18 protein-coding genes and 1 pseudogene are annotated in these 11,108 nt (G+C 52.8%); 8 read left to right on the top strand and 11 right to left on the bottom strand.

What is annotated here, in order from left to right; genetic code table 11:
* Window positions 1–25 precede the first annotated feature (25 nt).
* From WKT12_RS15910 to WKT12_RS15875, 8 genes are read left to right on the top strand one after another with little or no spacing between them, the layout of a single operon-like run.
* A complete protein-coding gene (locus WKT12_RS15910; RefSeq protein ID WP_004291535.1) occupies window positions 26–241 on the top strand; it encodes a hypothetical protein in 216 nt (71 codons plus the stop codon).
* Between the two features lie 11 nt (window positions 242–252).
* Window positions 253–474: a hypothetical protein gene (locus tag WKT12_RS15905; RefSeq protein ID WP_004291534.1), complete on the top strand. Its 222-nt coding sequence runs from the start codon at window positions 253–255 to the stop codon at window positions 472–474.
* A 13-nt stretch (window positions 475–487) separates the two neighbouring features.
* Window positions 488–904 carry a PcfK-like family protein gene (locus tag WKT12_RS15900; protein WP_004291533.1) on the top strand — a complete coding sequence of 139 codons (417 nt, stop codon included), beginning with the start codon at window positions 488–490 and terminating at the stop codon, window positions 902–904.
* A complete protein-coding gene (locus WKT12_RS15895) occupies window positions 901–2,232 on the top strand; it encodes a PcfJ domain-containing protein (protein WP_004291532.1) in 1,332 nt (443 codons plus the stop codon). The genes WKT12_RS15900 and WKT12_RS15895 overlap by 4 nt, the downstream gene beginning before the upstream one ends.
* Before the next feature lie 24 nt (window positions 2,233–2,256).
* Entirely contained in the window at window positions 2,257–2,514 is a 258-nt protein-coding gene (locus tag WKT12_RS15890) for a hypothetical protein (RefSeq protein ID WP_004291531.1), read from the top strand.
* 19 nt (window positions 2,515–2,533) lie between these two features.
* Window positions 2,534–2,767, top strand: a complete 234-nt coding sequence (locus WKT12_RS15885; protein ID WP_004304291.1) for a DUF3873 domain-containing protein — start codon at window positions 2,534–2,536, stop codon at window positions 2,765–2,767.
* A complete protein-coding gene (locus WKT12_RS15880; RefSeq protein ID WP_004291529.1) occupies window positions 2,764–3,009 on the top strand; it encodes a DUF6956 domain-containing protein in 246 nt (81 codons plus the stop codon). Before WKT12_RS15885 ends, WKT12_RS15880 begins: the two co-directional genes overlap by 4 nt.
* Window positions 3,010–3,062: 53 nt before the next feature.
* Window positions 3,063–3,371 (top strand): hypothetical protein, encoded by a 309-nt coding sequence (locus WKT12_RS15875; protein ID WP_004304290.1) that lies wholly within the window; start codon window positions 3,063–3,065, stop codon window positions 3,369–3,371.
* A gap of 33 nt (window positions 3,372–3,404) precedes the next feature.
* Here the strand turns inward: WKT12_RS15875 and WKT12_RS15870 are convergent, their stop codons facing one another.
* The 11 genes and pseudogenes from WKT12_RS15870 to WKT12_RS15820 all read right to left on the bottom strand — a co-directional run.
* Window positions 3,405–3,794 (bottom strand): hypothetical protein, encoded by a 390-nt coding sequence (locus WKT12_RS15870; RefSeq protein WP_004291527.1) that lies wholly within the window; start codon window positions 3,792–3,794, stop codon window positions 3,405–3,407.
* Between the two features lie 64 nt (window positions 3,795–3,858).
* Window positions 3,859–4,386 carry a glycoside hydrolase family protein gene (locus WKT12_RS15865; protein ID WP_004291526.1) on the bottom strand — a complete coding sequence of 176 codons (528 nt, stop codon included), beginning with the start codon at window positions 4,384–4,386 and terminating at the stop codon, window positions 3,859–3,861.
* On the bottom strand, window positions 4,383–4,886 hold the full coding sequence (locus WKT12_RS15860; RefSeq protein ID WP_004291525.1) for a DUF3872 domain-containing protein: 504 nt from the start codon (window positions 4,884–4,886) through the stop codon (window positions 4,383–4,385). The genes WKT12_RS15865 and WKT12_RS15860 overlap by 4 nt, the downstream gene beginning before the upstream one ends.
* Window positions 4,883–5,785 carry a toprim domain-containing protein gene (locus tag WKT12_RS15855; RefSeq protein WP_004291524.1) on the bottom strand — a complete coding sequence of 301 codons (903 nt, stop codon included), beginning with the start codon at window positions 5,783–5,785 and terminating at the stop codon, window positions 4,883–4,885. Before WKT12_RS15855 ends, WKT12_RS15860 begins: the two co-directional genes overlap by 4 nt.
* 7 nt (window positions 5,786–5,792) lie before the next feature.
* Window positions 5,793–6,368, bottom strand: a complete 576-nt coding sequence (locus WKT12_RS15850) for a conjugal transfer protein TraO (RefSeq protein ID WP_004291523.1) — start codon at window positions 6,366–6,368, stop codon at window positions 5,793–5,795.
* A 2-nt stretch (window positions 6,369–6,370) separates the two neighbouring features.
* Complete coding sequence (gene traN / locus WKT12_RS15845; protein ID WP_004291522.1) at window positions 6,371–7,357, bottom strand: conjugative transposon protein TraN; 987 nt, start codon at window positions 7,355–7,357, stop codon at window positions 6,371–6,373.
* 34 nt (window positions 7,358–7,391) lie between these two features.
* Window positions 7,392–8,744 (bottom strand): conjugative transposon protein TraM, encoded by a 1,353-nt coding sequence (gene traM, locus WKT12_RS15840; RefSeq protein WP_004291521.1) that lies wholly within the window; start codon window positions 8,742–8,744, stop codon window positions 7,392–7,394.
* Entirely contained in the window at window positions 8,725–9,012 is a 288-nt protein-coding gene (locus WKT12_RS15835) for a TraL conjugative transposon family protein (protein WP_018697145.1), read from the bottom strand. Before WKT12_RS15835 ends, traM begins: the two co-directional genes overlap by 20 nt.
* 27 nt (window positions 9,013–9,039) lie before the next feature.
* The gene (gene traK / locus WKT12_RS15830; RefSeq protein ID WP_004291519.1) at window positions 9,040–9,663 is read right to left on the bottom strand and encodes a conjugative transposon protein TraK; all 624 of its coding nucleotides are present in this window, start codon (window positions 9,661–9,663) and stop codon (window positions 9,040–9,042) included.
* Window positions 9,664–9,694: 31 nt separating this feature from the next.
* Window positions 9,695–10,699, bottom strand: coding sequence for a conjugative transposon protein TraJ (gene traJ / locus WKT12_RS15825; protein ID WP_004291518.1), 1,005 nt, complete (start codon window positions 10,697–10,699; stop codon window positions 9,695–9,697).
* 3 nt (window positions 10,700–10,702) lie between these two features.
* A pseudogene (locus WKT12_RS15820) lies at window positions 10,703–11,108 on the bottom strand (DUF4141 domain-containing protein); the annotation flags it as partial.

Below are 11,108 nucleotides of genomic sequence, written 5' to 3'. Positions count from 1 at the left end.
CAAAAAAATCAAAAACAGCGAAGATATGACGGCAACGGCAAATTTCAGACAAATGGCGCAACACATCGGGTTGGCGATATGCGGCTTGATGATGCGCACCGCCTTCGGGGTGTTCGGCATCCTTTGGGGCATCATCAGAGAGATTGTAAACGGAGTGTTCCGAGTGGCGATAGGTGTAATCGTGGCTATCCTTTCCACCATTGCCTTCTTTGGCTTCATCCTTTGGTTATTCACCCTTTAACCCTTACCGACATGGCAAAAAGAAACAGCAAGACGGCAGCGCAGCAGTGCAGATATTACGAGGTGGACAACATCTTCGTGTATATGGTGGAAACGTACATCAACGGCAATTTTGAAACTTTCCGAAGATTGTACCACGAACTGAACAAGGACGCACGGAGGGATTTCATGGACTTCCTTCTCAGCGAGGTAGAGCCGACCTATTGGAGAGAGATACTGAAACAGATAATCTAAAAATGACAGCGATATGAAAGGAACAGACCATTTCAAGAGAACGATATATATGTACTTGGAACAGCGTGCGGAGGAAGATGCGCTATTTGCAAAGAAGTACCGCAACCCTGCCAAGAACATGGACGAGTGCGTGACCCACATTCTGAACTATGTGCAGAAAAGCGGTTGCAACGGTTTCACGGACGGAGAGATATTCGGGCAAGCCATCCACTACTATGAGGAAAACGAGATAGAGGTGGGCAAACCGATGGACTGCCAAGTGGTTGTGAACCACGTTGTGAAACTCACGGCAGAGGAAAAGGCGGAGGCACGTCAGAACGCTGTCCGCAAATACCAAGAGGAGGAACTCCGCAAGTTGCAGAACCGCCACAGACCGTCAGCGAGAAAAGAAAACCAACCCCAACCCTCATTATTTGATTTAGGCTTATGAAACCGAAGACCAAGATACAGAAAGAGGTGGCAAGACTTTCCGCCAACCTTCGCCCCATATCAGCGACACAAATAGATTGGGCATACCGCCACTGCGTTGAGCATATCGGCTACCGCACCAAGAAAGGGAACATCACCTGTTCCGACTGCGGTCACGAGTGGCACAGCGACAGCGGACTATGCGACACCCTTGAAGGCTGCACCTGCCCCAAATGCCATGCCGAACTCAAAGTGCAGGACACACGCAGACGCATCTACAAGGAAACGCAGAATTTCAGCGTGATAACCACCTGCAAAGGGTATCAGGTAATCCGCGTGGCGCAGGTCAGATGCGAGAGCAGGAAAGGCGAACCGATGCGTTTCTACTGCCACGAGGTCGTGCAGCGTTGGATTTCACCCGACGGCAAGGTTACGGACATGGCGTTGCTCCGTGGCTTCCTTTTCTGCTATTGCGATGTGTGGGCATTAGGCAGCGATATGGAGGTAAGACCGCACAACAGCCTATACGATGATGTGGTGGCAAGAAGCTGTGCATATCCAAAGATGAGGATATTGCCCCAACTCAGACGTAACGGCTTCAAGGGCGATTTCCACGGCATCTCCCCCGTGCGTCTTTTCAAAGCCTTGCTTTCAGACCCAAGAATTGAAACCCTTATGAAAGGCGGTGAGATTGAGGTCATGAAACACTTTCTTTTCAATACCCGTACTGCCGATGAATGTTGGGCATCATATCTGATTGCCAAGCGTCACAAGTATCAGATAGACAACCTCTCAATGTGGTGCGACTATCTGCGTATGCTCAAAAAACTCGGTCAAGACCTCCGTAACCCGAAGAACATCTGTCCCGAAGATTTCATGGCGGCACACGACAACGCAACCCGAAAAATTGAAGCCATACACGAGAAGGAAAGAGCCGCAGAGCAACGCCGTTGGGAGATTGAAAGGCGTGAGCGTGAGCAACAGCGACAACTCCAACGAAAGAAAGATGCGGAGGATTTCATCGCCAACAAATCCAAATTCTTCGGCTTGGTAATCACGGACGAGGAAATAATCGTCAAGGTGCTTGAAAGCATAGACGAGTATTACAACGAGGGCAAGACGCAGGGCATCTGCGTGTTTGGCAGTGGATACTACAAGAAAGCCGACACCCTCATACTATCGGCAAGGATTGGCGATGAGATTATTGAAACCGTAGAGGTGGACTTGCGAACCCTCGAAGTGGTGCAGTGCCACGGCAAGCACAACCAGGACACCGAATATCACGAGCGCATCATAGACCTTGTGAACAAGAACGCCAACCTTATCCGTGAGCGGATGAAAGCGGCATAGCATAACCCCTAAAACAACATTGATATGGAAGTAAGAATTGAAAGTATGATTTGTGTGTGGGATGATGCAATCCCCACGATGTTCCTTGAATTTGTGAACCTCCTCACTCTCACAACGAGTGAGGGGGAATTGAGAAAGAGCGTAAAGGAGTTTGCCGAGAAGCACGAACTTGACAAGTTTTTCCTTTACGGCTTCGGCTCACACCATTTCTACCTGCACCAACGCTACACAAGCAACCCCGAAATGGTGATGAAGAACAGAGTTCTGTCAGTACATTTTTAACCATCTAAAAAGCAACATTATGACAACACGAATGACCATCAACGGAGTAAGCACCTGCGCGGAAGCAGGTACGGAGAAATACGAGCGTTTCCAATCGGGTATCGGAAGACGCAGGCGGACACTTGTGCAGTACGACTACCGCCACCCCATAGACAGAGAATTGTTCTCTTGTGTCAAACCCACGTTGGACGAGTGCCGAGCCGCACGGGACAAGTGGCTGAACGCAAAGAAGGGAAAGGAGGACAGACTATGAACACGACCTATCAAACGCTGATAGTCAAGTTCAGCGAACCTATCACGGCATTGGACGGTATCTTTGACGATACCGGAGCGTGGGGAACGGACACCCTCAAGGGGTGGATAGATGATTACGAAAGCACACGTTTCACCGCCACCGACAGCCATACGGCAGTCATCACGAGCGAGTACAATATGGAATGTGTGAAAGAGTGGCTACAACGGCAGACCCCCATTTCCGAAATGCGAGAATTTTGAACGGGATGGCGGTGTCCGCACCGCCAATACTTAAAACCCTAAAAACAAAAGATATGATAGCCAAGACGATATTACAGCAGATAGGCGGAAAACGCTTCACCGCCATGACAGGTAGCCGTGATTTCATAGATATGGGCAACGGCTTACGGATGAGCCTTGCAAGGAACAAAACAAGTGCCAACCGCCTTGACATCATCTATGACGAAGGGGCAGACCTCTACAATATGCGCTTCTACCGCAGGACGTTCAGCAAAAAGACCTTTGAGTGCAAGACAAAGGACATTGCCGTACACGAGGGTATCTATTTTGATATGCTGGAGGAAATGTTCACGATGGTGACGGGACTTTACACACGCTTTTGAGTGGCGGGGCGGCGAGAGCCGCCCTACTTTCTTTCAGTGAGCATGATGGCGGACAAAGAAAGTAGCAAAGAAACCTTTGTCCAATCTGCGATAACTAAAAAATCCGCAAGTAAAACTTGCGGAGGCTATATATTGGGTCGTTATTTTTTGGTGGAGGGGAATGATAATCTCGAACCGTTGAACTACACATTTCTGCTTCGTCTCCATTTCCCCCAACGATTTGATACGTTCAATCATTTTTGTTGTTCCTTTCTGAATTTTCCTAAATACTTTCTTCATAATTTCGCTATACTTTTTATGGTTAATAACTATGTTTTGTATTGCTCTCACAACACTTACAACTTGAAGTGTTATTTGGAAACCGATAGGCAAAAATGGCTCAACGATGTCAATTAACGAGAAAATCCTACGATAATCTATCAAGTGATAGAGCAAAAGACGTGCCAAGTTAAATATGGCACGTCTTTTGCCAGTTTTGTCAGTCCTTTTATGGGATATACAACAGCGCAAACTCCGCCTTTCTCCGTTTGAGCAGCATGGCGTGGCGTTTTCCTTTGTAGTTGCAGAAGGCTATATACTCACGGTAGATGTTCCTGTCACCAGCTTCCAGCTTCTTGATTAAGGTGCTTTTGGGGATTGTTTTGCTGCCTAACAGCTTCGCCGGTCCCACATTGTAAGCTAACGTGCCAAGCAAAATCGAATCAACCCCGAATTTACGGAACATGGCGACAAATTTGCGCAGGTCTTTCCGCAAAAGTTCATCCGCATCCCGTTTTGTCATGGTTCGTGCCGAATACTTCTCGTTTGGCAAAAGTTTGTGACCCCAACCGACGTATGGGTAGTGTTTTTCTGAGTGCCAGCCTTCAAAGTAGCGGCAGCATAAAAAAGCACGTTCCATAAGCGGCAGTCGGTAGATTGCCGCCTGCCCGTCCGTTCCCTCTTGGCGGCTGATCTGCGCGGACACAGAACAGACCGTCAGAAGTGAACAGAGCATTGTCATGAATACACGCATCATTTCAACAAGGGGCTGAAGTTGCCGATGGGAACGATGGTAAGATCGTCGTCCTTTACATTCCTGTTGTTGAAGTCAAATTCCAGTTCGTAGGAGTTGCTAAAGTTATCCTCCACCACCACGATGAAATTATGCGCCTCATCACCCGCCGCCGTGTAGTACAGGCGGAATTTTTCGTTCTCCAGCAGGTAGCGGTCGTTAGGCAGGAAGGTGATGCCGTTATCCATTTTGAGCGAGCCTTCCCCCTCGAACTGGAAATAGCGGATGGTATAGAGCGTACCCGAAAAGTCGCCCTCCTTTTTCAGTTCACAGCGGATTTCCACTGTCTGCCCCTTTACTACCTTGTTCGGCACGGGCATGACCTCCACCGTGAAGGGATAGGACTGCTGGATGTCCATGTCATCGTCACATGACACGAGGGTGAATGACATGGCGGCTATCAGGCATAACGCCACTGCCTTGAATATTGATGTTCTCTTGTTTCTGTTGTTCAGTATGTTCATTGTTCTTCGATTTTTAGATGGTTGTTTTTCTGTTTTTTCGTTGTCAGTTGCAGGTACTCGTTCAAGTCCTTGCAACCGTCATAGAGGGAGGAACGGTCGGTGACACGTTCCCCGTATCGCATGGTAAGTGCGGCAAGCGTCCGCCGTCCGGCTTCGTCACGGTCGAGGAAGCAGCCGATGCGCCCGTATCCGTCCAGCAATCCCGCCGCCTTCTCCACGTTGGCGACTGAGTTCAGCACAAGACAGTCAGCGTTACCGGTTACACCAAGCGTCACGGCAGAGAGAAAGTCCATGAAGCCCTCGAACACGAGGCACTCGTCAGCCGGGATGTCATTCGCCTTTACCAGTGATACAGACTTCGGAGGTATGCAACCCTTGAAATATCGGCTTCTGACTTCATAGCCACCTGCCATGTTCGGAAAGCCAACGGCAAAATACCGTTTCCCACGCACACCGTAGTTCAAGCGGCAGCAGTGACGGGATGCGATGGCGTAAGGGATGCCCCGTTCCTCTAAATACTCCGTCAGCAGTGAGCGGAGCAGCGGAGCGACCTCCACATCCTCAAAAACGGATTCGGTCGGCTTCGAGAGATAGACGGGCTTTTCCCATCCGGCAACCGTCATATTGGCGGCTTCCGCTATGAACTTCGCTTGCTTCATGAAGTCATCGCTTTGCAGAAACTCCCCGGCAAGCGTGAAGATGTCGCCGCCCTTGCCCAAACCGAAGTCGTACCAGAGCTGTTTCGCCACGTTCACACGGAAAGAGGATGTGCGCTCGCCCCTGTACGGGGCAAGATACCACAGCTCGTTACCGCTCCTTCTGACAGGCTCATGCCCCAGCCGTGCGAGAAAATCCGCAAGCGGCATCCTTCTGACAGCATCTATTTCCGTCCTTTCCATGCCCGTGTCAGTTGATGATGAACTTGATACCGACCCCGAACTGCGTGTGGAACTTCCGTGTGTCGCCACCCCAAAGGCAACGCTCCCGCAGGTTGGCAAGCAGGGCGATACGGTCTGCCACGTAACACTCCACATCGAGCGTCAGCGCACCGCCGTAGATGAAGGCGTCCCGGTCGTGCAGCGTGGAGCCGTCATGCAGCACCTTCTTCCCCCAATTTACCGCCTCATATCCGGCGAGAGCCGAAGCCCCGGCATAGACGAAAACAATCTTTCGGGCGTCCGACAGTATCTTGAAGTAATAGCCGCCCTCCGCCGTGAACTGCGCCACGGGTATCTTGGTGTCCTTGTAGGGATTGTTCTTCAACAGGTATTCGCCACCGAACACCCACTTGTTCCCCTTCTTCGTGTAGGTGGAGAGAGCCGCCCCGAAGCTGTACCCGCCGTCCTTGCCGCCGAGATTGAAGCCGTCCGCCATGTCCGCCCTCACCTCGATGCCCTGCATCTTCGGCAGACACCGCTGGGCGTGCGCCTGCCCTGTAAAAAGGGCAAGCGACGCGATGATTATTGCGATGTACTTTCTCATGGTCAGCGTACTTGAAGTTCGTTGATGGTACCCGCGCGTACCAAATCCTCGTTCTCAATCACGAAGGACTGGTGACGGCCGCCGTTCTTCTCGTTCAATTCCACCACGAGGCACTTGTCATCGGGGATGGTGAACTTCGCCATCGTGAAGACCGTGCGCTCGCTCTTTTTGCCCGGCACGAGGGTGGCGTAGTTCTGCGCGCGGAGCGGCAGAATAATCTGCTCCTGCACGGCAGTACGCTTCGCAACCTTCTTGTCCACGATTTTCCAAGTGATGTAGTCCACATCGAAAGGCACGTTGCTCTGGTTCTTTATCTCCGTGTGGAAATAAAGCAAGCCGTTGTGCGTGTAGATGCCTTTCAACAGGTATTGGATGCCGAAACGCTTGCAGCCGATATGCTTCACCTCGCGCTTGTTCTGTTTGTGGATGGACTTCATGATAAGGCGCACCAGCATCGGGCTTTCGCTGCCCAGCTCTTTCAGATAGATTTCCTGCGCGTTGTTCGGGCGGTTCACCGTGCTGCCGTCATGGATGAAGTCGCACATCTCCACGTTGAGCAACAGCGGTTCGGCGGCGTACTTCACGTTGAAGGTGTAGAAACTGCCGTCCTCCGTGATGACGGACATATTCGTTTCGTTGGGAAAATTCCTTACGGTAGCCTTCACACGGATGATGTTCTCCGCTCCGTCGGCTTTCCCGGCAATCAGGTCGGGCGAGCCTAAATCGACATAGCGCACCTCCGCCGGAAAAATGACGTGGACGGTCTTGTCGTAGGTCACTTCCAGACCGTGCGGCGGTATCATGCGGTCGAAGGTCAGCTTGCGTGACAGCCCGTGATATAGGTCGCCGTCCGCCTCCTTCTGCGGATAGACCTCCTTCGTCAAGGTCGGTTGTTCACTTCCGTTGGTCGTTTCAACGGTTACATTCTCCTGCGCGTTGGCAGTTATGATGCCCATAGCGAGGGCAAACATGATGATTACTTTTCTCATTACTTTTGGATTTTAGTGGTAATTTTTATTGTTTTCAATATTTTTCTTGGTAAAGCATGACCCTGTACCCGGCTTTCAGATGCACCTTGACGGTTCGCATCTTTTTGGCGATGTACTGGCTCGTGCCTTGTATCAGCCCCTTGCCCAAGTCGGAGGCGAGCTGCGCCCCGGCATTGGTGGAGATGTTGATGCTGCTTCCCAGCGAGCCGCCCATGTTGGCGGCGACCTCCCGGACGGCGTTCATCTCCATCGAGTTCGGGATGAAGATGCCGGGCTGTCCGTCCGTGTCATAGACCGCAAGCTCCACGGGGATAATCGTGCCGTCGTATTCCAGCGAGGTAATCTCGATGTCGAGCCGCTCACCCTGTATCTTGCCCGTGCCGACCACCACCGCACCCCGGGGTATTGTCCTGCCTGCCACCGCCATAGGCTCCAGCAGGCGCAGCCTTACCGTCTGCCCGTCCGTCACGCTCTGCGCCCCATGCACGCACGCCGGTATGGTGTTCCTGTCCAATACCTCCGCCGTGCCGACAGCCGTGTTGAAACCCCGGTTGCGTTCCTGCGATAAGGCGGCGACAAACTCCGCGTTACTCATAGGCTGTGAGAGTGAAGAAACTACTTGATGCTCCACCTGTCTGATAGGCATTGCCTTGTTCTTCTTCCCTTTCTGCACGGTAGTTGGCTCTGCCCTCTGTTCCGCCGATGGCTGTCCTCCGTTCTGACCGCCCATGTACTTTGCCGCCAGCTCGTAGGACTTCTCCATAAGAGCCACCTGCTCGTCCATAGAGGAAGCCTTGCCCCTCTCGCTTTCCAGTTCCGACTCCAGCGATGCGATGCGCTCCAACAATTCGTCCATCTCCGCATTGTCGTTTTTCGGCTGGTCGTAGAAGTTTCCGAGCGTGGCGTTCAGGTCACGGTAGGCGGCTGCGGAGGACTGGATGGTCTGCGGCGTGGCTGGCTTTGCCCTTTCTTCCTTGCCGCCCGGATTGGCGAGGTCGAAGTCCACTCCGTTCTCCGTTCCCGCTATCTCGCGGTCGAACATGTCGCCCAGCTGCCCGATGGCACGGTTGCGGCTCTCCTGACGCTCTTCCATCTCCCCATGCTCGTAGGCTTTCAGCTTGTCGCCGATAATCTGCCGGTTCGCCTTGTCAGCGTCGGGCATCTCGGTGTTGTATCCGTCCGTTCCCGGCGGTTGCTCCTTGCCGGAGGACGGGGCGAATATCAGCCACATCGCCCCGATGAACACCAACACCATAGCGGGCAGCACGATCATCTTCTGCCGTTTCAGCCGTTGCGCCTCTGTCAGCGGTTCGCGCTCCTTTTTCGGTTTCCCCGTTTCGGGAGCAGCTTTGTTCTCTTTCGTCGGTTCATTCTTTGTCTGTTCCATATAAATAAGGTGTTAAGTGATTGCCTGTTTCCGCCGGGGTCGGCAGTTCCACCCGTCCGGCGTGTCCCGTTTCCATATGTGAGCCGTCGTTCCTGCCGATGTCATAGACGGCTCTGCCGAAGGTGTAAAGGGCAAGCACCGCGAAGGCGGCGAACATCCCCAGCACGATGCGGCGGCGTGTTTCCGGCGGCAAGCCGTCCAGATACCCTTTGAGACTTGCCGCCAAGCGTTTCCGTTTGTCGTGGAGTTTCCAATACATGCCCCACATTGATTTTCTGATACTTTTCATGTCCTGTTACCGTTTGATAGTCTGTAAATCCTTGTTCTCAATGATGGTGAAACCCTCGATGGTAAAACCGTTCGGGTTGTCATCCGACCGCGATGCGTTCAGCAGGCGGCAGGTGGTCACGAGGCTGCGCTCGGTGACGTTGCTCTGCCGGATGATTTTCTGTGTGGCGTAGGTCACGGCACGGTAGGGATAGGCGTTGAAGTCGCACACCACGCTGTCCACCTTCAGCACTTGGTTGATGTTCCCGGCGATGATGCGGTTGTAGTACCCCTTCTCCGCGAAGTCCGAATAATAGTGGTACACGCTCTTGTCCGCCAGCAGCAAGGCACGTTTCACGTTGTGTTCAATCGCGCTTTTTTCAGGTGATAGCGTGAAGAACATCTCGTGGAAACGGCGCACATGTTCCCGTGCCTCCGCCGGGCGGTTCTGCGACAAATCCTGAGACAAGGCGAGCATCAGGCTCTTGCCGTTGTCCAGCACATAGATTTTCTCCCGTTGCTTCTCTGCGAAACGGTAGGAGTTCCACACGCTCCACACCGTCACCACGGCGCACAGCGAGAGGAAGACGATACCGAACAGGCGTATCTGCCTGAACGACGATTCGATGTTTCTAAGTGATTTGAATTCCATTTATATTTTCCAATTTATGATTGCACATTGATTATTTCAGCAATTTGCCGACACGTCCGACTGCGTTTCCTGCGGCTGCACCCGCCACGCTGCCCGCCATGCTTCCGGCTCGTCCCGCCATCTGGTTCACGTTGCGACCGTAACCGCCCATGCCTCCGGCTTGGATAATCCAGCCCGCAACGGTGGGAATGGTAAAGTAGCCGATGATGCCGATGCAGAGGAATACGATATACACCCCGTCGCTCGAATCCAGCGAGAAGTTCGGGTCTGCCTGCATCCGCTCGATGTCGTTTTGCAGCATCAGAACCTGTATCTTCGCCAGTATGGTGCTGAACATGTCCGATACCGGTAGCCACAGATAGACCTGTATATAGCGGCATATCCACTGCGTGAGCGTGTTTTGGAAACCGTCCCATACCGACAGGGCGAAGGCTATCGGACCGAGAATCGCCAGCACCACGAGAAAGAAGGTGCGGACGGTGTCTATCACGAGGGCGGCGGCTTGGAACAGCAGTTCGAGTATCTCGCGGAAGAAGTCGCGGATGCTCTTCTTCATGTTGTACATTCCCCGGTCGATATACATTCCCGCCATCGTCACCATGTCGGAGGGCGACCAGCCGAGTTCCTCCAGTTGCTTGTCAAATTCCTCGTTGGACACGAGGTAGGCGGTTTCGGGGTTGCGTACCATCGCCTCGTATTCCAGTTTGTCCTTCTGCTCCCGGTATCGGTTCATGTCCAGCGTTTCCGCCTCCAGCATCTTTGCCGTGCCCTGTACGACGGGTGAGAGGATGCTGTTTATCGTGCCCAGCACCACAGTCGGGAAGAACATGATGCACAGACCGATGGCAAAAGGACGGAGCATCGGGAATACGTCTATCGGTTCAGCTCTCGCCAGCGACTGCCATACCCGGTAGGCGACGTAGAACAGCGCACCCAGCCCGGCGATGCCTTTCGCCACACCAGCCATGTCCCCACACAGCGGCATCATCTGCTCATAAAGTGAACGTAAAATCTGATGAAGGTTGTCGAACTTCATAGGCTACCAGTATCTTTCGTTCATGTTCCCGTACAGCCCCATGATGCGGTCGAGGTCGTTCTTCTTTTTCGCACGCAGGTAACTCACGGAGATGTTCTTGTTCGTGTAGTAGCTCACGAGGTTGCGGTAACGCTTCATCTTCGAGTGGCAGCGTTCCACCACGTCCATGCGCTCCTTGTCGGTCATGGAGAGCGTGGTGATGTTCACCACGTTCCTGAGTTCCGTCAACACTTCGTTGCTTTCCTCCAGCAGTTTCGTGTAGCCGAAAGCGATTGCGGAAAGCTCTTCGGGTCTGAAATTCCCGTCACGGAGCATCCGTTGGAAACTGTTCACATAGATGTCTGTGATGTCGCCCACCATCAGGATGGTCTGCTGCACCTTGCGGGCGTCCTTGACCAGATTGTTCACC

Origin of the sequence: Phocaeicola sp. HCN-6420 (assembly GCF_037890145.1) — a bacterium.
GTDB lineage: Bacteria > Bacteroidota > Bacteroidia > Bacteroidales > Bacteroidaceae > Phocaeicola.
The sequence above is the reverse complement of the archived record's forward strand: the minus strand, read 5'-3'. Positions and strand labels throughout refer to the sequence as shown.

Bases quoted from the DNA above. Each gene is read 5' to 3' on its own strand.
- WKT12_RS15910 (WP_004291535.1), top strand. From the start codon at position 26: ATGACGGCAACGGCAAATTTCAGACAAATGGCGCAACACATCGGGTTG.
- WKT12_RS15905 (WP_004291534.1), top strand. From the start codon at position 253: ATGGCAAAAAGAAACAGCAAGACGGCAGCGCAGCAGTGCAGATATTAC.
- WKT12_RS15900 (WP_004291533.1), top strand. From the start codon at position 488: ATGAAAGGAACAGACCATTTCAAGAGAACGATATATATGTACTTGGAA.
- WKT12_RS15895 (WP_004291532.1), top strand. From the start codon at position 901: ATGAAACCGAAGACCAAGATACAGAAAGAGGTGGCAAGACTTTCCGCC.
- WKT12_RS15890 (WP_004291531.1), top strand. From the start codon at position 2,257: ATGGAAGTAAGAATTGAAAGTATGATTTGTGTGTGGGATGATGCAATC.
- WKT12_RS15885 (WP_004304291.1), top strand. From the start codon at position 2,534: ATGACAACACGAATGACCATCAACGGAGTAAGCACCTGCGCGGAAGCA.
- WKT12_RS15880 (WP_004291529.1), top strand. From the start codon at position 2,764: ATGAACACGACCTATCAAACGCTGATAGTCAAGTTCAGCGAACCTATC.
- WKT12_RS15875 (WP_004304290.1), top strand. From the start codon at position 3,063: ATGATAGCCAAGACGATATTACAGCAGATAGGCGGAAAACGCTTCACC.
- WKT12_RS15865 (WP_004291526.1), bottom strand. From the start codon at position 4,386: ATGATGCGTGTATTCATGACAATGCTCTGTTCACTTCTGACGGTCTGT.
- WKT12_RS15860 (WP_004291525.1), bottom strand. From the start codon at position 4,886: ATGAACATACTGAACAACAGAAACAAGAGAACATCAATATTCAAGGCA.
- WKT12_RS15855 (WP_004291524.1), bottom strand. From the start codon at position 5,785: ATGGAAAGGACGGAAATAGATGCTGTCAGAAGGATGCCGCTTGCGGAT.
- WKT12_RS15850 (WP_004291523.1), bottom strand. From the start codon at position 6,368: ATGAGAAAGTACATCGCAATAATCATCGCGTCGCTTGCCCTTTTTACA.
- traN (WP_004291522.1), bottom strand. From the start codon at position 7,357: ATGAGAAAAGTAATCATCATGTTTGCCCTCGCTATGGGCATCATAACT.
- traM (WP_004291521.1), bottom strand. From the start codon at position 8,744: ATGGAACAGACAAAGAATGAACCGACGAAAGAGAACAAAGCTGCTCCC.
- WKT12_RS15835 (WP_018697145.1), bottom strand. From the start codon at position 9,012: ATGTGGGGCATGTATTGGAAACTCCACGACAAACGGAAACGCTTGGCG.
- traK (WP_004291519.1), bottom strand. From the start codon at position 9,663: ATGGAATTCAAATCACTTAGAAACATCGAATCGTCGTTCAGGCAGATA.
- traJ (WP_004291518.1), bottom strand. From the start codon at position 10,699: ATGAAGTTCGACAACCTTCATCAGATTTTACGTTCACTTTATGAGCAG.